20 protein-coding genes and 1 pseudogene are annotated in these 17,933 nt (G+C 67.9%); 10 read left to right on the top strand and 11 right to left on the bottom strand.

What is annotated here, in order from left to right:
* Window positions 1-211 precede the first annotated feature (211 nt).
* On the bottom strand, window positions 212-1,345 hold the full coding sequence (locus tag ACWEKM_RS31395; protein WP_451624647.1) for an FAD-dependent oxidoreductase: 1,134 nt from the start codon (window positions 1,343-1,345) through the stop codon (window positions 212-214).
* A gap of 79 nt (window positions 1,346-1,424) precedes the next feature.
* Between ACWEKM_RS31395 and ACWEKM_RS31390 the strand changes: the two genes are divergently transcribed.
* A complete protein-coding gene (locus ACWEKM_RS31390; protein WP_451624646.1) occupies window positions 1,425-2,384 on the top strand; it encodes a MurR/RpiR family transcriptional regulator in 960 nt (319 codons plus the stop codon).
* On the opposite strand, the gene ACWEKM_RS31385 is transcribed toward ACWEKM_RS31390, so the two are convergent.
* Together ACWEKM_RS31385 and ACWEKM_RS31380 are read right to left on the bottom strand one after the other, a co-directional pair.
* Complete coding sequence (locus ACWEKM_RS31385; protein ID WP_451624645.1) at window positions 2,343-2,582, bottom strand: hypothetical protein; 240 nt, start codon at window positions 2,580-2,582, stop codon at window positions 2,343-2,345. The two genes, ACWEKM_RS31390 and ACWEKM_RS31385, sit on opposite strands and share 42 nt — an antisense overlap.
* Before the next feature lie 243 nt (window positions 2,583-2,825).
* A complete protein-coding gene (locus ACWEKM_RS31380; protein WP_451624644.1) occupies window positions 2,826-2,960 on the bottom strand; it encodes a hypothetical protein in 135 nt (44 codons plus the stop codon).
* A gap of 134 nt (window positions 2,961-3,094) precedes the next feature.
* Between ACWEKM_RS31380 and ACWEKM_RS31375 the strand changes: the two genes are divergently transcribed.
* The 7 genes and pseudogenes from ACWEKM_RS31375 (at window position 3,095) to ACWEKM_RS31345 (ending at window position 8,452) form a co-directional block, all read left to right on the top strand.
* A complete protein-coding gene (locus ACWEKM_RS31375) occupies window positions 3,095-3,259 on the top strand; it encodes a hypothetical protein (protein ID WP_451624643.1) in 165 nt (54 codons plus the stop codon).
* Window positions 3,260-3,379: 120 nt separating this feature from the next.
* On the top strand, window positions 3,380-4,468 hold the full coding sequence (locus ACWEKM_RS31370; protein ID WP_451624642.1) for a hypothetical protein: 1,089 nt from the start codon (window positions 3,380-3,382) through the stop codon (window positions 4,466-4,468).
* A gap of 294 nt (window positions 4,469-4,762) precedes the next feature.
* Window positions 4,763-6,268, top strand: a pseudogene (locus ACWEKM_RS31365) (gamma-glutamyltransferase family protein); the annotation flags it as partial.
* Between the two features lie 28 nt (window positions 6,269-6,296).
* Window positions 6,297-6,428: a hypothetical protein gene (locus ACWEKM_RS31360; RefSeq protein WP_451624641.1), complete on the top strand. Its 132-nt coding sequence runs from the start codon at window positions 6,297-6,299 to the stop codon at window positions 6,426-6,428.
* On the top strand, window positions 6,425-7,711 hold the full coding sequence (locus ACWEKM_RS31355) for an amidohydrolase family protein (protein WP_451624640.1): 1,287 nt from the start codon (window positions 6,425-6,427) through the stop codon (window positions 7,709-7,711). Before ACWEKM_RS31360 ends, ACWEKM_RS31355 begins: the two co-directional genes overlap by 4 nt.
* 107 nt (window positions 7,712-7,818) lie before the next feature.
* Entirely contained in the window at window positions 7,819-8,070 is a 252-nt protein-coding gene (locus ACWEKM_RS31350) for a hypothetical protein (protein ID WP_451624639.1), read from the top strand.
* A gap of 4 nt (window positions 8,071-8,074) precedes the next feature.
* Complete coding sequence (locus ACWEKM_RS31345; RefSeq protein ID WP_451624638.1) at window positions 8,075-8,452, top strand: toxin Doc; 378 nt, start codon at window positions 8,075-8,077, stop codon at window positions 8,450-8,452.
* Between the two features lie 127 nt (window positions 8,453-8,579).
* Here ACWEKM_RS31345 and ACWEKM_RS31340 read toward each other — a convergent pair whose 3' ends face one another.
* The 5 genes from ACWEKM_RS31340 to phnD form a co-directional block, all read right to left on the bottom strand.
* The gene (locus ACWEKM_RS31340) at window positions 8,580-9,581 is read right to left on the bottom strand and encodes an NAD/NADP octopine/nopaline dehydrogenase family protein (RefSeq protein ID WP_451624637.1); all 1,002 of its coding nucleotides are present in this window, start codon (window positions 9,579-9,581) and stop codon (window positions 8,580-8,582) included.
* Window positions 9,582-9,955: 374 nt separating this feature from the next.
* The gene (locus ACWEKM_RS31335; protein ID WP_451624636.1) at window positions 9,956-11,062 is read right to left on the bottom strand and encodes an NAD(P)/FAD-dependent oxidoreductase; all 1,107 of its coding nucleotides are present in this window, start codon (window positions 11,060-11,062) and stop codon (window positions 9,956-9,958) included.
* Window positions 11,059-11,850 (bottom strand): phosphonate ABC transporter ATP-binding protein, encoded by a 792-nt coding sequence (phnC, locus tag ACWEKM_RS31330; protein WP_451624658.1) that lies wholly within the window; start codon window positions 11,848-11,850, stop codon window positions 11,059-11,061. The genes ACWEKM_RS31335 and phnC overlap by 4 nt, the downstream gene beginning before the upstream one ends.
* Before the next feature lie 172 nt (window positions 11,851-12,022).
* On the bottom strand, window positions 12,023-12,856 hold the full coding sequence (gene phnE, locus ACWEKM_RS31325) for a phosphonate ABC transporter, permease protein PhnE (RefSeq protein WP_451624635.1): 834 nt from the start codon (window positions 12,854-12,856) through the stop codon (window positions 12,023-12,025).
* Between the two features lies 1 nt (window position 12,857).
* Window positions 12,858-13,784, bottom strand: a complete 927-nt coding sequence (phnD, locus tag ACWEKM_RS31320) for a phosphate/phosphite/phosphonate ABC transporter substrate-binding protein (protein ID WP_451624634.1) — start codon at window positions 13,782-13,784, stop codon at window positions 12,858-12,860.
* Between the two features lie 236 nt (window positions 13,785-14,020).
* Between phnD and ACWEKM_RS31315 the strand changes: the two genes are divergently transcribed.
* The gene (locus tag ACWEKM_RS31315; RefSeq protein ID WP_451624633.1) at window positions 14,021-14,317 is read left to right on the top strand and encodes a hypothetical protein; all 297 of its coding nucleotides are present in this window, start codon (window positions 14,021-14,023) and stop codon (window positions 14,315-14,317) included.
* Window positions 14,318-14,455: 138 nt separating this feature from the next.
* Here the strand turns inward: ACWEKM_RS31315 and ACWEKM_RS31310 are convergent, their stop codons facing one another.
* Entirely contained in the window at window positions 14,456-15,280 is an 825-nt protein-coding gene (locus ACWEKM_RS31310; RefSeq protein WP_451624632.1) for a COG4280 domain-containing protein, read from the bottom strand.
* Window positions 15,281-15,769: 489 nt separating this feature from the next.
* Between ACWEKM_RS31310 and ACWEKM_RS31305 the strand changes: the two genes are divergently transcribed.
* The gene (locus ACWEKM_RS31305; protein WP_451624631.1) at window positions 15,770-16,306 is read left to right on the top strand and encodes a Chromate resistance protein ChrB; all 537 of its coding nucleotides are present in this window, start codon (window positions 15,770-15,772) and stop codon (window positions 16,304-16,306) included.
* Between the two features lie 92 nt (window positions 16,307-16,398).
* Here the strand turns inward: ACWEKM_RS31305 and ACWEKM_RS31300 are convergent, their stop codons facing one another.
* Both ACWEKM_RS31300 and ACWEKM_RS31295 read right to left on the bottom strand, forming a co-directional pair.
* The gene (locus ACWEKM_RS31300; RefSeq protein ID WP_451624630.1) at window positions 16,399-16,611 is read right to left on the bottom strand and encodes a hypothetical protein; all 213 of its coding nucleotides are present in this window, start codon (window positions 16,609-16,611) and stop codon (window positions 16,399-16,401) included.
* A 326-nt stretch (window positions 16,612-16,937) separates the two neighbouring features.
* On the bottom strand, window positions 16,938-17,933 hold a 996-nt coding region (locus tag ACWEKM_RS31295), incomplete at its 5' end, for a CehA/McbA family metallohydrolase (protein WP_451624629.1).

Genomic DNA, 17,933 nt, shown 5'->3' with positions numbered 1-17,933 from the left:
CAGGGTGGATGCGCATCGTCTCGGCGAGCGTGCGCCGGTCGGGCCGGCCGGCGGCCCACCCACCGGTTGATGTTTCTTGCCTTCGGTCAATCCAGCGGTAGCCGGGGGAGGCGCTGGGTGCGACGAGTGGGGTGCGGCCGGGCGCCGTCCAGCGCGCCGCGCCGCTGTCCGGAGGCGCGCCGCGCCGCCGTCCGGACTTCCCCGAGGGCGCTCAGCTCAGCTGAGCTGCCTGGAATCGGCGGGGAGAAAGGAAGGAGATGTCATGGTCTGTGTGCCCGTTGACGGCGAGTTCTGCCGCGGTCTCGCCGAGGACGGGGGACATCTTGAAGCCGTGGCCGGAGAAGGCCGTGGCGATCGTCACCGGGCTGTCCGGGCGAAGGGGGCCGAGGAGGGCGTGCCCGTCGGGGCTGTAGATGTCGCAGTAGGTGCCGATCCGGATCGGGGTGTCGGCCAGCCCCGGCAGGGCGGACCGTACCGCCGTGGCGGCGTGCTCGACGATGTCACGGCTGACCGAACGCGGCAGGTCGTCAGGGTCGTCGAGGTCCATGAAGGCCGGGCCGCGTGTGATGACCTTCACCGATACGCCATCGACACTGGGAAAGCAGGAGAAGGTGGGGGTGCCGACTCGAATGGCCACCGGTGTGCGGGTCAGATCGAACGTGCGCGGATCGAGCCTGGGGAACCAGGTCGCAGTGAACTGCTTGGGTGCCAGCCGGAAGGGGCGAAGCATCTCCAAGCGGTTTGCCCAGGGGCCCGGGCACACGATGACACGGTCATAGGTGTCCTGACCGTCCTCGGTGATGACCACGGCGCGTTCGCCGGCCTCCTGCACATCCAGCACCGCGGTGTTGTCGCGGATCTGCGCCCCAGCGGCCCGAGCCAGCCCGACAGCCGCGAGCACGCCGGCCTCGGGGCGCAGCAGACCTCCGAGCGGGTCGAACAACAGGGACTCGCCGGGGCGGAGCGGGTGCTCCGGCACCCGTATGCCGGCCGCCGGTGCGTCCAGCTCTTCGAGGCCAAGGCCATGAGTGGCGGCCGCCTCGCGGACCGCTTGCAGGCTGGGATGGTCGACGGGGCCCACCGTGACGCAGCCGACCGGGTGGAACAGTTGCTGACCAGCGGCCTCCTGGAGGCTGCGCCATCGCTCCAGGGACTCCAGTAGGAGCGGGACGTAACCCGCCCCTTCTGCGTAGGCGACACGGAAGATCCGGCTTTCGCCGCCTGCCGCGCCACGGTCGTGCCCAGGGGTGTACGCGTCGTACCCGACGGCTTCCACCCCGTTCCGGGCCAGGTGCAGCAACGCCATTGCGCCGATCGTGCCGACACCGACCACGGCGACTTTCATCCGACTCCCGGCCATGCGTTCGCTTCCCTTCGCTGCGCTCGCCGACACTGTTTGTCATCGAGATTGCAGGGACTGTAGGATGCGCTACAAAAAGGAGTCAATACCTGTGGTGGGAACTACAGAATCTTCGGATGCTCCGCTGCACGAACGCGCCGTGGCGCTCGATGCGGACCTGTCGCCCAGCGAACGGAAGGTGGCCCGATTCCTCGCGGACCACCCCAGCGAGATCCCCTCCATGACCGCCGCCGATCTGGGCCGCCGCATCGGGACCAGTGACGCGACCGTGGTGCGCACGGTGAAGGCACTCGGCTACGCCGGACTGCCGGAACTCAAGCGGGTCCTGCTCAAGGCGATGGTGGACCGACGCGACCCGGCCCGCATGCTCGCGCAGTCGATCGAGCATCTCGGCACCGATGTCGGCATCGCCGATCAGGTGCTGCTCGCCACCCGCAACCTGATGCACGAGGCGCGCCATCTCATCGACGCCGACACCTGGCGCACCGCCGTGGACATCATCGATGGAGCCGACGCGGTGCTGGCCTACGGCATCGAGCAAGCCGGATGCGTCGCGGATTTCTTCGCCATCGAACTGGGCCGATGCGGCGTACCTGCCCGCAGCGTGACCCAGACCGGGCTCAGCATGACCAGTGGGCTGCTGCCGCTGTCCGGCGGCGACGCCGTTCTCGTCATCGCCCCGCTTCGCCACTTCCGGGAGATCGACGTCGTCATCGACCACGCCCGTTCCGTGGGGGCACGCGTGGTGTTCATGAGTGAAGCCCTCGGCATGTCCGTACGAGACCGGGTGGACGTGGTCCTGCAGACGCCTCAGACGAACTTTGGCCCGGCCAGCCCGGTGTTTGTGGCGATGGCCCTGGCCCAGGCGCTCACCCTGGAGATCGCCGCTCGGCACCCCGAGCGTGCGGTTGCGACCACACAACTGGTCAACGAGCTTCGCGGCAAGTCCGTGGGAACAGACCTGGACGTCGACGCACTGCCGTCACTGCAGACCGAGGTCGAGGCGTCCGACGGGACCGACTGAGCGGCCCGGTCCGAGGAGTGCCGGTCCGTCACCGGGAACTGGACCGGCTCGGGCGAGTTTCTCCATGGTCACCAGGGGCCAGCGCGGGTGGTTGGTGAGGGAGTTCGGGTCGCCGCCTTCGTCGAGGTCGGTGACCTGGCGGTACCAGTTCCGATACATGGCCTCGCGGGACAGACCGTAACCGCTGAAGTCCCACATGGCGCCAGCAGGGGGAATCCCTGTGCTGCCAGTGCGTGGGCGAGGAACTCGGTCGGGTCGGCGCCGGGATGGCCGTAGCAGACACGGGCGAGGTGGCCGCCTCCCGGCAGGAACACGATCAGCGGTCGGTCCGCGGCGCCGGGCTGGAAGTAGGACAGCACCTCACGGCCGCCGACGGATGCCGGCCGCTCCAGCCCGGCGTGCAGCCGCACACCCGGGACTGGCCAGGTCACGGTGGTCGGCTCACCAGGCAAGGGCCACCCCGTCCCGCCGGGGGTCCGCGCCACCGGAGAAGGTACCGGTGTCCTGGTCGCGGCCCACACCGTGGGCGCCACCGACCGCATGTGACGACTGTTCGTCTTCGCGCTTCGCTGCCACGCCAGGGATCATACGTACCTCTCAACCGATTGCGGGAGGAGAATTCCTCAGAACTTCCTCATTCCGAGGAGCATTCTTGCTTCGTTAACCGGGCGGACGTCGGCGGGACATCCGTCCTCCCTAGCGTCCCCGGCATGAAGGAACCGAAGCAAACTGCCAAGCGCGGCCGCACCCCGGCCAGAGTCGGCAGTCGCATGGTGGAGCGCCACGAAGTGCGGATGGAGCAGGCGCCGGCTTTGACGGCCGAGCTTCATGATGTCCCTGCGGAGGCTGGTAGCCCGCAGGCGATGGTCGATTGATCGCTCGCTGCCCGCCCTGCAGATGTCGCCGACGGTGCTGGGACTGTTCTTCGAGAGTGCCGAGGAGCCGACGACGGTCCCTGAGAACACCACGACGGGATACGTGGAAGGAGATCTCATATGACGCTGAACCACGAACAGTTGATCCCTACGTCCACCGCACCGATGCTGTGCCGAACCCAAGTCGGCGACCCGCACATGCCCACCGTGGTCTTTCTGCCCGGCGGCGGACACACGGCCCGGATGGGACATGGCCACACCGGCACCGAGCCCGAGCACTTCCTCGCCCACTGGCTCAGCCGGCGTGGACTGAGCTACATCGGAGCGTCCTACCCCAGCGACAGGCCCGAGTTCCCCGACAGCTGCCCCAACCTGCTGATCTCTGCATGGGGACAGGCCGCCGCCGAGGTCTGCCGCCAGGCGGTCGACGAGTTCGGCGTGTCCGACTCGATCATCCTCTGTGTCTGGAGCATGGCGGGCCGGGCCGTCCACGCCTTCAGTACCGCGGCCAGGCGGCTGGGGCTGAACGTCATCTGCGCTGTCTCGTTGGCCGCCTCACCCCCGCTGCCCGGAGTGGTACCGCTGCCAGAAGGCGGCGAACCGCTGAACGACCAAGGGCTGTGGGACCTGGACCACCGGCTCGGTGGCTCGATGTTCGACCGATGGTTCAAGGACCTTCCGCGCACGACGGCGGGCCACCCGGTCATCAGCGAGGAGCAGTACCTGACTCACTATGTGTGCCGCCACAGTGTTGCACTGCGCGGCGAGCCCCAGCGGCTTGCCGCCGATGACGGCACCGACCTGACGAAGGCATCTCAGGCCGATGCCGGATTCGGACAATGGTCCTCGTTTCCCATCTGCTGCGCGATCACACCTACCAGCCCGGCAGATCTGAGGCACGCGCTGACCGACCATCTCACCTGGCCGATGTTCACGGGGCAGTTGCTGTACTCCAAGCTGGCCGGTGCTCCGGACGAGAACACCGTGCGAGCCTGGCCACGGATCCGAGAACTGAGCCGTCAGCTGTCCGACCGACTCTGTCGTGAAGTCGACGGCAATCACTTCTTCTTCCTCGGACGAGAAGGCGCTGAGGCCACGGCGGCGATGATCATTGAACTCTGGCGCGCCGCCGACAGTCTGGAAGACGAGGTCCTGCGTCTGACGGGAGTGAGCCTCACCCACCACGAACCACCGCCGCCCGCACCGTAAGTCCACCCGTCACCCCATGAACCCGGCTACAGCGTGAATCTGCCTACCGCATGAGCCCGGCTACAGACCGATGACCACCGCCGCCGGGACTCATACGTGTGACCGCCCTGTCTCGCTCAGCACCGAACCGCCTGTTTGAGGAAGAGGAACGTCGATGAAATGGCCGTCGCGACAAGTTGAGTTTCGCCCGCCCGCACTGGGAACGCACGGCGCCGTGAGCTCGGCGCACCCCTTTGCCTCGATCGCCGGCCTGCAGACGCTGCAACGTGGCGGCAACGCGGTGATGCGGCCGTCGCCGTCGGCGCCGCCCTGGGTGTGGTCGAACCCAACAGCTCCAGCGCCGCCGGCGTCGGATACATGATCATCACGCCGCCCGGTGGTCATGAGCCCGTCGTCCTGGACTTCGTGGGACGCGCGCCCCGGGCCGCGACGCCGGAGGCGGTGGCCGCACCGGGGGCCAAGGACCACGGAATGAAGTCCGCCGTGGTTCCCGGAGCGGTGGGCGGGTGGCTGGCCGCGCTCGAACGATATGGGCGCCTGGACCGGCAGACCGTCCTCGGCCCGGCCATCCGCCACGCCGAGGAAGGTTTTCCGGCCAGCCCCTACCTCAGCCGGATCGTCGCCGCCGCCTACGACAGCTTCAAGCCGTACCCCACGACCACGGACGTGTTCGCCCCACGGGCCGTCCTGCCGACCGTCGGCAAGGTCATCAAACAGCCGGCGCTGGCCAGGACGCTGCGCCTGGTCGCCGAGCACGGCAGCGATGAGTTCTACCGCGGTTCCATCGCGGCCGACATCGTCGCGTTCGCGGCCGAGCACGGCGGTCTACTGACCGCGGACGATCTCGCGGCCTTCGAACCCGGCTGGGAGCGGCCGATCTCCTCCCGCTACAAGGACCATACGATCTACAGCCCCGCGCCTCCGTGCAGCGCGGTCGAGTACCTGGAGTCGTTGGCGCTGGTCGAAAGGCTCGGCCTGTCCGGTATCGACACCGCGGGCCCGGAGTACGTCCATCGTCTCGCGGAGAGCTTCAAGCTCAGTCGCGCTGACCGGATCGCCTACACCGTGGCACCCGGGGAGCGGTGGCGGACGTTGTTGAGCGACCGCTATCTCGCCCGACGAGTCAAGGACGTGGATCTTTCCCGGGTCGCGGCCACCGACGGCGAGCGATACGACTCGACGCGCCGATCGGACGCGGTCACGGCAGGTTCGGTCCACGACGTGATGCGGGAGAGCACCACCCACTTCGTGGTCATGGACGCCGAAGGATGGGTCGTCGCCTGTACCCAGACGATCGGTGGGGGACCGGTCAAGGGTTTCGGCTCCGGTGTTGTCTACGGCAGTACCGGCCTGGTCATGAACAACTTCGCGCACTGGTTCGACCTCGACCCGGCGAGCCCCAATGTGATCGGACCGGGCAAGCGAGTCGAAATGTGCTTGTCACCCTCGCAGATCTGGCGAGCCGGGGTGCCGGTCGCGGCCATGGGAACACCCGGCTCGTGGGGAATCCTGGAAACCACTCCTCAGCTGATCCTGAATCTGATCGAGCATGGGATGAGTGCGCAGGCCGCCATCGAGCATCCTCGATTCCGGCTCTTCGACGGCAGGCGCATGGCCATCGAGAGCCGCTTCGGCGATGCGACCCTGGACGCACTGCAGTCCATGGGGCACGAGGTGGAGTCGCTCGGGGAGTGGAACCCGGCCGTCGGCGGCGCGCACGGAGTGGCTTTCGACCCGGTGACGGGAACCTTCTCCGCCGGTGCTGACCCGCGTCGTGACGGGCTCGCGTTGGCATACTGAGACGCCCCACGATCCTGGCCGAGGCCGGTTGCCGCAGAGGGAGATCTCCATCGGGCCCGGCTACGTCCTCGACGCCACCGACCCCGCCGAAGGGATCGGCCACCTGAGCCGACTGCTCGATGAACAGCAGCCGTTGAACGTGCAAGGGGAGACGATGTGAACGCCGGCGCGACCAGACTCATCAACGCGACACTCATCGACGGTACGGGCAATCCGCCCGTGCCCGGCGCCGTCATCGACGTCGGCCCCGATGGGGTCATCACCTACGCCGGACCGGCCCGGAACGCACCGACGCCGCCCGCACCCGTACGGGTGGCGGATCTCGGCGGCAGAACACTCCTTCCCGGCTTCATCGACACCCATGTTCATTTCAACCTGGGTACGGTGTCGGAGCTGACCACGATCCCCGACCGCCCCGAGTCGTATCGTGCCTTCCAGATAGCCGAGCGGATGCGCTCCACTCTCCATGCCGGCATCACCTACGCCCGTGACCTGGGAGGACTGGATGCGGGCTTCCGGGATGCCGTCGAAGAGGGGCTCACCGACGGCCCGCGACTCCATGTCGCTGTTCGGATGCTCAGCCAGACCGGTGGTCACGCCGACTACGTCAACGGCAGCGGATTCGATCTCGACGGGGCGCGCGTACGGCGATGGGGGGAGATCGTCGACTCGACGGACGACGTGGTCCGGGCGACTCGCCGGATCATCCGCGACGGCGCCGATGTGATCAAGGTCTGTGCATCCGGTGGCATCAGCACCCCCGCCGATCAGCCCGATGACGAGGGCCTCACCGAAGCCGAGATCGCCGCGACGGTCGCTGAGGCACGCCGGCGTCGCAACCGGCCCGTGGCGGCCCACGCCCAAGGGGCCACAGGCATCAAGAACGCGATGCGGGGCGGCGTCGCCAGTATCGAACACGGCTATGGCATCGATGAGGAGGGCATCGACCTCATGCTGAGCACGGGCACCGTCCTCGTGCCCACGCTCAACTCCGCGCTGAGGATTCCCGCCGAGGGAACCGTGCCGGAGTACCTGCGCGCCAAGAAGGAGCACTGGTCGCGTCTCGCCCGGGAGAACATCAGCAACGCCCTGGCACGCGGCGTCAGGGTCGCGCTGGGCACGGACGCCGGGATCGCCCCGCACGGCCGCAACCTTGCCGAGCTTCGGCATCTGGTCGAGCTGGGGCTGACCCCCATGGCCGCGATCCAAGCGGGGACGATCAACGCGGCACGTCTCTTGGGGATCGATGACAAGTTCGGAACCATCGAGGCCGGCAAAGTGGCCGATCTTGTCGTCTGCGCAGGCGACCCACTCTCCGACATGGGAGTCCTGGAAGCACCGGAGAACATTCTCCTCGTGATGCAGGGCGGAGCCATCAAGACCGCGTCGCCGGTCATCCGAGTCGGCCCCGTCGACGTCGACTTCGTCACCCACGCCGTGTGACGACCACTGGGGTCGGTGCCCTTCCTCTCGTAGCGTAGCGGTACCCGGAGCTCCCGGCCTGACCTGGGACTATTGAGCCCCGGGTACCCCAGCGGTACCCTGAGCGCATGGGAGCACTCAATGTGGAATTCTCCGACGCGGACCTCGAAGACCTCCGGGAGGTCGCCCGGTCCCGCGGTATGACACTGAAGGCATTCGTGCGCGAATCCACTCGCGATGCGATCGCCCATCAGCGGGCCCTGAAGGCCGCGGCGGACGAGTTCCAGCGGGTCTTCACCGACCCTGCGCTGGCCGACGCCATTGCCGCCGCGGGCATCGACGACGGTCCAGCGCCGGGCGCGATGGGCAGGGCCGCCTGAACCCATGGCACCCGTCGTCCATATCGACGTGCGCTGGCTCCTGCAGCAGCACGAGAAGGCACTGCCCGACCAGCCTCACATCAGCGACTTCTCGGCACTCGTGGCGGCCGTGGCCCGGCACCGCGTCGACCCACCCCGTCTCGGCGTCGACCCCGACGCGTCCTGGCGCGCTGCCGCACTGCTGCAGACCCTGCTCCTGCTGCGACCGCTGCCGTCCCTCAACGTCCGCTATGCGTGCGCGGTCACGATCGCCTACATGCACGCCGGCGGCGAGGGGATCGACTCCCCCTACGGCGAACTCGTCGAACTGTGCAAAACCCTCATGTCGGGCAAGGAGGATGTTTTCGGCGCAGCCGAGAAGATCCGTTCCTGGCGCATCTGACAGCCGCGGCCCACATCGACCACTGATCCACAGCGCGGTCGGCTGTTCGCCGGACGGTCCGCCAGAAGACCAGACGGTCCGCCAGAAGATCCGACGGACCGTCATGAAGCGCCGAGTCCAACGAGTGTCATACGTCGGCGAGTGCGGCTCGGGCGATGTCTGCCGCGTCCTCGCGAAGACCGAGCCGCAGCAGCGTCGACGAGATCTCCACGACTGCGTTCGTGCGCGGGCACGGGACGCCGATCAGGTCGCCGAGCGCGGCCATCGGGGCGAGGCCATGGCGTACGTCCTGGTCGAGGAAACGGCTGTGAAGCTGTTGTGGCAGCCGCGAGTGGGTGAATGCGGGAAACGTCGAGAGCGCATCCCGCAGAGTTGAGCCGGTGAGGCCCTGGTCTCCGTAATACGTGACGAAGTGCTCAAGAACCGGAACATCGGGGAGGCCGAGCTTGTCAAGGACGCGGAGTCGTTCCTCGTCAACGGCGTTGACGAGTTCTGACACGGCGGGTGTCAGCGCGTCACGGAACAGGGTCGTCTCGATCTGGCGCTCGATGTTTGTCGCGTTGAGTACGGCGACAGGCGGATGAAGGAGCGGATTGGTGTTGGACAAGGAGGACCGGAGGCGGTCCGTGGCGGTCCCGTCGGGCACGATACGACGGAGCACATCGATCACGTCGGGCTCCGGTTGCCCCGGTACACCAACGAGCAGGCCCCGTTTGACCGCGCGGATCGTCATCACGGAGCCCCGCATTTCCCCGAGAACCGGGTAGCCGGCCGCGTCAGCGACGACGGTCGGCCGGACGTCGCGTTGTCGGCAGAGCGACTCGACGAGAATCGGACCGCTCAGGCCGCAGGCGGCCACCACGACCACTCGATCGGTCAGGATCGGCGCCCAGGCTTGGATCGTGGCCGGTAGCGTCTCGGGCGTATCGATGATCAGGACGCCTTCCACCTCGTCCTCCGGGGTGTTCTCCAGTCGGCCGACGGTTTGACGTGTTGGTGGGTTGGAGAGAACGGCGACCTCGTACTCGGTTGTGTCGAGGCATGTGGTGGCGACCGTCTCGCCAAGTGTGGCGAGGTAGGCGGCGGCAGAGAGTCGCTGGTGCGACTCCCCGATGACAGCGATACTCATCAGGTCTCCAGGGTGTGTGCTCATGGCGGCGGGCAGGCGATGACACCGAGGCGATGACACCGACGCAGAGGCCGTCGAAGGGCGGCGGCGAAGTGGATGGTGCGCCCCCGGCGTCGGCCCCCTGCGAGCAGGTGGGCGGGATATGTCGCCCAGGGCGGCCAAGGGCTGGTCAGGTCGTCGTCAGGGCGAGCCGAACGCGAGCACGGCGGAGCCGCTCGAACGGCGGTAGCCGCCCCCGGCCGAGAGCCGTGCGCGCTGTGCGGCGGCCCGGGGAAACGGTCCGGCCGTCGGACCGGCGCCGCCGCCCCGAGCCGCCCTTGCCCCGGCCTGTTGCAGACGGTCGGCGCGATCGCCGACGCGGCCGGGTAGCGGACTCATACGTGCGTCGGACGCAGGCCGTCGCGGTCGGGCCGGAAGGGTGCCAGGAGCGGGTGGACCGTACCGGTGAGGATTTCCTCGGTGAGGAGCTTGGCGATGATTCCCGCGAGGGTTACGCCACTGTGGGTGACGGCTTCGTAGTAGCCGGGTATCGATGCGAGGCCGCCGACGCTGGGCCAGCCGTCCTGTGGGATGGGGCGCCAGCCCACGCGGGCATCGCGCAGTTCCGCGGCGGCCAACTCGGGCACGATGTCGGCGGCGCGCCGGCACAGATCGTCGATGTGCGGGTCGTGCGGGTAGCCGTCGGGGGACAACTGGGCGTCGACGGCTCGGCTGTGCAAGAGGACCTGTCGTGGCCCGTCGGGCCGGATCTCGATGCCGGGCGCGTGCATGGTGTGCCGGACCGGCACCGGGTCGCAGTACAGCCGGGCGACGAGCCCGGGTTCGTCACGCAGCGGCAGTCGGCGCCCGGCCATGTCGGCCAGGTGATGGGCGTTCGCCCCGGCCGCGTTGATGACCGCGTCGACGTCGTGGCTGGTGTCGCCTACGACGACGGCGGCGACCCGCCCGCCGCGTACCGTGAGGGAGCGGACCGGTTTGCCGAGCGCGGGGACGGCACCACAGGCCACCGCGGCGCGCAGCAGCCGCCCGGCCATGGCCGGGGCGTCGATGGCCGGCTCGTCCGGGGTGTGCAGGACGGGATGTTCCGGCCCAGCGAACCGGACGGACGGTTCCAAACTGGCGCTCGCCTCGGCAGGGTTGAGGAGTTCGGCCGGGTACCCGCGTGATCGCAGCCGCGTGTACCGGTCCCGCAGCGCCTCGGTCCCCGGCTCGGTATCGGCCCACTGAAGGTGGCCGGAGGCCAGAGTCCAGTCCCCCTCCAGTTGTTTCGAGATCAGCCGGTGCTCGTCCAGGCCCGCCACCCGAAGAGCGAAGTAGTCGTCCGACGCGGCGCTGCTGGCGTTGGCCCAGGCGAGGCTTGCCCCGGTGGCAGCCGCACCGGGCTGGCTCACGTCGACGACGAGGACGTCGGCGCCCGCTTCCGCGAGCCGCCACGCGACGGCGGTTCCGACAATGCCGGCGCCGAGGACTGCAACCTTCACGTGTGTTTCCTTTCGTTCGTGACCGGCGTGCCGATGGTGGCCGGCGGTTCGCCCGCTCCGGCGTACAGCAGGTCAAGTTCGTTGTCACTGATGTCGGCAGGGGGCCGGTCCAGGACGAGGTGCCCGCCGCGCATGCCGAGGATCCGGTCGGCATAGCGCTTGGCGGCGTCGACCTGGTGCAGGGTGCAGACGACCGTGGCCCCGGTCTCGGTGGCCAGATTCCACAGCAGGTCCATCACCTCGGTGGCGGCCCGCGGATCGAGGCTGGCGATCGGTTCGTCGGCGAGGATGAGACGCGGGCGCTGCATGAGCATGCGCGCGATGGCGACGCGCTGCTGCTGTCCACCCGACAGAGTGCTGGCGCGCCGCCGGGCAAGGTGGGCCAACCCGACCCGGTCTAGGCATTCGTACGCGAACTCACGCTCTGCGCCCGGGGCGGTGGCGGGCCACCACGACCGGATGCCGCCCCGCCCGAGCGCGCCGTGCAGGACGTTCGCGAACACCGTGCTGTATCCGACCAGGTCATGGGTTTGCCAAACGAAGCCGACCTCGCGCCGCAGCGCCCGCAGTCCGTGCGCGTCCAGGGTGGTGACCGGGTGAGCGCCGATCGTCACGGTCCCGGCGGTCGGCTGCTCCAGCCGTACCAGACAGCGGAGCAGTGTTGATTTCCCGGATCCGTTCGGGCCCAGCAGCACGACGCGTTCGCCTGGCCTGATGGTGAGTGAGACATGCCGGATGGCGGAGACCTCACCGTAGGTCTTGGCCAGTTCCGTCACCTCGATGGGCATCCCGGTGACCTCGGCGCCGGGCAGGCCACGGTCGGGGTGTGCCGCGTCGGGGGTGGTCACGGGGTCGGGGGCGGTCATCGGGAACGTCCTGCGGTCACGTCCGGGACGGGAGCTGCTGACATTGGCGGCATGGGCCCATTCCTTTCGGCACGCTCCCGGGCCTGCGGGCGCGTCACAGGATCCGCCTGCGTACCGCGGCGGAGACCCGCTCGACAGCGATGACGACGACGAAGATGATGATCACGATGGTCAGCGCCTGCTGATACTGGAACAGTTGCATGTCCGTGGACAGGTCGATGCCGATCCCGCCCGCGCCGACCAGGCCCAGCACGACGGCGGACCGGACCGCCTTCTCCAGCGCGAACATGCTGGTGGCCACGAACGACGGAAGGACGGCGGGTACGACGCCGCAGACGATCACGGCCGGGGTACGGGCGCCCGTGGCGCGCAGCGCCCGCAGGGGTGCCGGGTCGAGTTCCTCGACCCGTTCGGCGAACAGCCGGCCGCAGTACCCGATCGTGTCGACGGCGATCGCACAGATGCCGGCGGCGGGTCCCAGCCCGACCGCGACCACGAACACCAGACCCCAGACCAGATCCGGGATGGCCCGCAGCGATGTGACCAGCGAGCGCACGGTGGCGGCCAGGGGTGCGGGGCTGAGGTTCCGTGCTGCCAGCACCGCGACCGGGAGGCTGGCCACCGCACCGAAGACGGTGCCCACGATGGCCATCTCGATGGTCTGCCCGGTGGCGGAGGCGACGGTCCGGCCCTGCTCAAGCACTGGCGGGAACGCCTTGCCCAGGAAGTTGACCAACCCTGGGGCCCCGGAGACGAGCGTGCTGGGGTTCAGGCCGCTCCAGACGATTCCCCAGACGAATCCGCCCAGGACCACGACCGCCACGATGAGCAGGAACGGTGACGTCCTGGGCAGACGAGGCGGCGGGTGACCCGCCTGGCGCTGCGCCCGGTCGGTCATGGTGAGTGACATCCGGTTGCTGCCTTCCACGTCAGGAGGGGATCTTCGCGAGGTTCGGGTATCCGTCCTGACGGTATGCCTGGCGGATCATGTCGAAGTCCTTGTCGGTGACCGGGATGATCTTCGATTCGGCGTAGCTGCTCACATAGATGCCCCCGGCCGCCTGGATGGACTTCATGATCGCGGCGCTGTCGGCGGACAGTTCGGTCTTGATGCGGTTGCGCAGCGATGCGGAGAGCCGGGGGTTGGCGATGATGAGGTTGGGCGGGAACATCGGGCTTCGCGCGATGACGGGCGCCTGCTGGGGTGTGAGGCCGCCGAGCTTCAGCAGGGCCGCGTATCCGGCCGGATAGGTGGCGACCGCGTCCACCTTGTGCCCGAGGAACGCGGCTGCCTGATTGCTGCTCAGCGGTTGGGTCGTGACGGTGCTGCCGGGCTTCAATCCGGCGTCGAGGAGCATTTTCAGCGGGTAGACGTATCCGCTCGTGGAGCCGGGATCGGTCAGGCCCACGGCCTTGCCCTTCAGTTGGGCCAGCGAGGTGATGGCGCTGCCGCCGTGCACGACCCACAGGGTCCGGTAGCCGGGCTGGCTGAGACCGACGACCGGCAGTGTGCCGGACTCCGCGCGGAGGGCGACGTACTCGGCGGGGCCGGCCATGACCAGGTCCAGATGGTTGGACTCGATCGCCGCCGCGGCGGCCGTCCGGTCGGCGACCGGGAACAGCTTCACCGGCATGTGCAGAACCTTTGTCAGCTCGGCCTGTAGCGGGCCGAACTGCTTCTGGAGCTGTTGGGAGCCTTCTACGCTGGAGATGGCCAGCGTCAGAGTGGCGGGGTTGTCGGCGGATGAACTGGCCGTTTTGGTCGAACTGCCGCATGCGGCCAGCAGTCCGGTGAGGATCAAGACATGGACGAGCAAGAGGATGGGCGACTTACGCACGCCGAATGCTCCGGTCATCGGTCCAGGCTCCATTTCTTGGCTGGACAGTTCGGGGTGACGAGGCGGGATGCCTCCGAGCCCGGTGTCCCAGCTCGGGACTTCTTCGGAATTTATCCGGCATAAATGAACCCACAGATACGACGGGCCACACCCGGATGAACTTTTCGTATTGCGGTGAATTCCTGGGGGGAGGCGATTCGTGACGCCTGGCCGTGTTGGACACGACACGGAGAACCGTTGAGGAAACCGAAGCCGTGGGACACGCCGCCCGTATGTGCAGGTCAGCGACGGTCGCGGAGGCGTTCAAGGAGGCGTTCAAGGAGCCGCGTACTCAGCGAGTCCGCGGAGAAAGTGGAGAAAGCAAAGCGTACAAGCTCATGGAGGAGGAGTTCATCAGGCTCGTGGACGGCGGCATGGTCACGCCTTTCCTGCGAGCCGAGGAAATCCTTGAACCGGCGCGTCGGCCTGGAATGCGCATTGAGTTCTTCAGTGAATTGACTCAGGCTGCCAAGGGAATGCTCATCGGCGAGTCAAGTCGCAGAAGAAGTTGAAGCGGTCTTTCCCTCGATAATTCTCGGCGGCATCGTTGCCCGCCCGATCTCATACTGTCTGCCCGCTCGGACCGGACGCGTCCGGCGCACTCGCCGTTCCCTGCGGCCGTGGGATGCCCCAGAGCCGCAGGTACCCTCTCACGGCCCGACGTCCTCGTTCGGCGCCATCCCGGTTGTCAACGCCGGGGACACGGCCTCCGTCGGCCGTACCCGCAGGACCCGGATCAGCAGTTGGGACAGTGCCAGCCAGCCGAGCAGGACCGCGCCGAGCGCGATGGTACCGCCGGGCCAGTCCAGCGGTTGCCGGTCCGGCTGGAAGGTGCCGAGCCCTTCGACGCACCAGAACATGCCGAACGTCGACAGCAACACGGCGACGCCGTACTTCAGGGTGTTCTCCGGAACCTTCGTCAACGGTCCGTGCGCCACCACCGCCGCGGCCGTGACGATGACCGTCGCCAGCACCGCCGCGCCCGTGGCCACCGGAACATCGCCTGCCCTCAGACCGAAGGTGATGACGATGAACACCACTTCGACGCCCTCCAGGAAGACGCCCTTGAGGCTCACTATGAACGCGAAGTAGTCCAGTCCGAGGAAGGACCGTTCGCCCGCCTGGCGAGCCAGGGCACTCTGTTCCTCGAAGATCTCCGCCTCGTCGTGCAGATCCTTCCGTCCGGACGAACGCAGGATCGCCTTGCGCATCCACTGCAACCCGAAGATCAACAGGAGTGCTCCGATCGCGAGTTGCAGGGCCGCCTCGGGCAGCCATGTGACCACCGCGTAACCCGTCACGAGCGCGAAGGCGATCACCGATGCCAGCCCGACCACGGTGCCGGCGATCGCTGACCGCCAGCCGCGGGTCATACCCATCGCGACGACGATGGTGACGGCCTCCACCGCCTCCACGAGACACGCCAGGAACACGGCGACAGCCAGTGCCCAGACAGCCCCGGTACCAACAGACATAACCTGTCCTCTCACCTCACGCCGACACCGACGCGAGAAACGAACATCACGCACGGACGCTAACAGCTGATACATCTGGTGTCTATGGCTCGTTACATTCTTAATCTGTCGTCCGGGCGACTCGACATGGGTGGTGTCCTCGTGCGTCTGGCGCGCGAGAATCACGAAGAGGCCGTGCGCGCACGACAGTGGTGTGGAGCGAGGGGCCGGACGGTGCCGCCGCGGCGCGGAGTGGCTGGACGGTGGCAGAACGCTTCATCGCATCTGATCCCCGCGGCAGGAGGCCCGGTGCGCATGCGCGCCGGGATGACTCCGCTGCTTCAACCGTTAGGGCGGCGGAGTATTCTCCGTTCAGAATCTGTTCGAACGGCTGACACCCGTCGCCCGTCGTCCATGGGGGCGAGGGCGGGGGTCGCACCGGGCATGACCCATGCCCCGGCGTCGAGTGCCGGGCGCATGCACCCGGCACGGATAAACAAGGACGAGTGTATGAACGAAGCTCCTGAGTGGCTGGTGCTGATCTATCGGGTCCCGCCGGAACCCTCTCGTCTCCGGGCGGCGGTGTGGCGTCGCCTCAAGGGACTGGGGGCCCTGTACTTGCAGAACTCGGTGGCCGCTCTACCGGCCAGTCCCGCGGCGGAACGGGCACTGCGGACACTGCGCAAGGACATCCTCGACATGGGTGGCACTGCCTCGTTGCTCGGTTCCCGGGTCATCGCGGGCGCTTCTGATGTCGTCGCCGCCTTCAATGCCACCCGGGACGACGAGTACGAGGAGATCATCGACAAGTGCGATGACTTCCGAGCGCAGGTGAAAAAGGAGTACGAAGCCAACCATTTCACCTACGCCGAACTCGAAGAGAACGAGGAGGATCTGCACAAGCTGCAGAAGTGGTTCGCGAAGGTCGTCGATCGTGACGTCCTGGGCGCCGCTCAGCGCAATGCGGCCGAGGAGGAGCTGAAGTCCTGCGTGCAGGTCCTCGAAGACTATGCCAACCGGGTGTTCCGCGAGGAGGACAAGGACTGAGACCGGTCACGGCACCCGGCAGTTGACGATCGCAGCGCGCCTGTCCTCACGCTGGGCGCGCTGCCTTCGGCTGACTCCGGTTTCTGCCGGCGTCAGTTCTTCCGTGTGTCGATCAGCATGGTCGCGGTGAAACCGGCGCCGAACAGGACTCCCAGCAGCGGCGGGAGCAGTGCGACACCGCCGACGCCGCTCAGCACGGCCACGGCGCCGACCATGAGCACCAGAAGCACGGCCACGGCGATCTTCCAATCGTCACCGATGACGAAGTCGTACCAGAATCCAGCGAACGCCCGAATAAAGGCCATGCTCAACTCCCCTCACCAATGGGCTCGATCACGGAACCGACGGACGCCGGCGCAGTGGCCTGGCCAGGAGCACCCCGTAACGGTCCGAGCAAGGTTGAGAGTAACGACCGTTAGATCTCACGTCAAACAGTGGATCCTGTGCTTGGGTGACGCGTGTCCGATCGCGTGGTCACGGAGATGATGTCGGCCCGCTCGCCGACCCGGAGTGCTCCGCGGTCGCAGAGTTCAGCGGCGTGGGCGGGGGCGGAGGAGGCCAACGTGACAGCTTGGGCCAAGGAGCACACTCCGGCGTCAGTCAGACCCTCGGTCAAGGCTCGTCGTCCTGCTCAGCCGGTGTTGGTGGTGATGTTTCGGTAGAAGGCGCGGGCCTGGTCGAGTACGTTCACCAGGTCGTGGAGTTGGTCGGGGTGGGGGAAGTTGCCGGCTTTCCGGGTGAGGGTTTCGAGGCGGTCGAGCCAGTCCAGGCACCATGCCGCGTCCGTGGCCCGGGCGACCGTGTGTCCCGCGACGTCGATCCAGACCGGGCTGGTGTGGGCATACACCTGGGGGCCGAGGACCGCGGGATGGCTGCCGCCGCGGGCCACTGCCGCGATCCATGTCGGTTCGGCGATGTCGAGGTCCGCCGTGAGTTCGGTCGTGCCGGCGTCGGGTGTGGTGTCGACGGCGGCCAGGACCCCGGTGGGCCCGACGATCTCCAGCCGTTCCACCCCCACACCTGTGACGCGCGCCGTAACCGGCACCCGCTGCGGCTCGTCCAGGCTCACGGTGTCGCCCAGTCCCTGACCGGCGGCGTCGAGTTCGAGCCATGGACCGTTTGTGGCGAAGGTCCGGCCGGCGCGCACGGCGTCCTGCCACGCATCGACGGACAGGGGTGTGTCGCCGAGGTGCGCGTAGGCGCGCGACCACCCGGGCGGATTCGACTTCACGTCGTGACGGGAGTGGGACAAAAACGCGTCCGTGCCCGCTGTGGCTGCCAGCCGTAGGCCGCAGCCGAGCAGTCGGTGATACAGCTGCTCCGTCGCCTCCGGCCCCCAGATGGTGTGATTCCCGGTGAGGTCCATCGAGTCGACCAGTCCGAGGGCAGCGTCTGCCACCAACTCACGGGCATGCGTGAAAAAGTGGGCGTGCTGCTCGGCGAACACCTCCTCGATCGGGAAGCCGCTGTCGTTGAGCGGCGCGTGCACGGGGTGCGCGTAGCTGACCGTGGCGCCCAGGGTGCGGCATTCTGCCGCGGCGACTGCGTTCGGCGGCCAGTCCTGCGGCTCGTCGGAGCGTGGATGCCCGGTCTGGTACCGGACCGGGGGTGCGGCCAGGTTCAGCGC

Source organism: Streptomyces sp. NPDC004752 (genome assembly GCF_053601275.1).
The sequence above is the reverse complement of the archived record's forward strand: the minus strand, read 5'-3'. Positions and strand labels throughout refer to the sequence as shown.

What these genes read in the sequence shown, in the direction of transcription:
- ACWEKM_RS31395 (WP_451624647.1), bottom strand. Translation starts at nt 1,345, where the DNA reads ATGAAAGTCGCCGTGGTCGGTGTCGGCACGATCGGCGCAATGGCGTTG.
- ACWEKM_RS31390 (WP_451624646.1), top strand. Translation starts at nt 1,425, where the DNA reads ATGCGCTACAAAAAGGAGTCAATACCTGTGGTGGGAACTACAGAATCT.
- ACWEKM_RS31385 (WP_451624645.1), bottom strand. Translation starts at nt 2,582, where the DNA reads ATGTGGGACTTCAGCGGTTACGGTCTGTCCCGCGAGGCCATGTATCGG.
- ACWEKM_RS31375 (WP_451624643.1), top strand. Translation starts at nt 3,095, where the DNA reads ATGAAGGAACCGAAGCAAACTGCCAAGCGCGGCCGCACCCCGGCCAGA.
- ACWEKM_RS31370 (WP_451624642.1), top strand. Translation starts at nt 3,380, where the DNA reads ATGACGCTGAACCACGAACAGTTGATCCCTACGTCCACCGCACCGATG.
- ACWEKM_RS31350 (WP_451624639.1), top strand. Translation starts at nt 7,819, where the DNA reads ATGGGAGCACTCAATGTGGAATTCTCCGACGCGGACCTCGAAGACCTC.
- ACWEKM_RS31345 (WP_451624638.1), top strand. Translation starts at nt 8,075, where the DNA reads ATGGCACCCGTCGTCCATATCGACGTGCGCTGGCTCCTGCAGCAGCAC.
- ACWEKM_RS31340 (WP_451624637.1), bottom strand. Translation starts at nt 9,581, where the DNA reads ATGAGTATCGCTGTCATCGGGGAGTCGCACCAGCGACTCTCTGCCGCC.
- phnC (WP_451624658.1), bottom strand. Translation starts at nt 11,850, where the DNA reads ATGCCCATCGAGGTGACGGAACTGGCCAAGACCTACGGTGAGGTCTCC.
- phnD (WP_451624634.1), bottom strand. Translation starts at nt 13,784, where the DNA reads ATGACCGGAGCATTCGGCGTGCGTAAGTCGCCCATCCTCTTGCTCGTC.
- ACWEKM_RS31310 (WP_451624632.1), bottom strand. Translation starts at nt 15,280, where the DNA reads ATGTCTGTTGGTACCGGGGCTGTCTGGGCACTGGCTGTCGCCGTGTTC.
- ACWEKM_RS31305 (WP_451624631.1), top strand. Translation starts at nt 15,770, where the DNA reads ATGAACGAAGCTCCTGAGTGGCTGGTGCTGATCTATCGGGTCCCGCCG.
- ACWEKM_RS31300 (WP_451624630.1), bottom strand. Translation starts at nt 16,611, where the DNA reads ATGGCCTTTATTCGGGCGTTCGCTGGATTCTGGTACGACTTCGTCATC.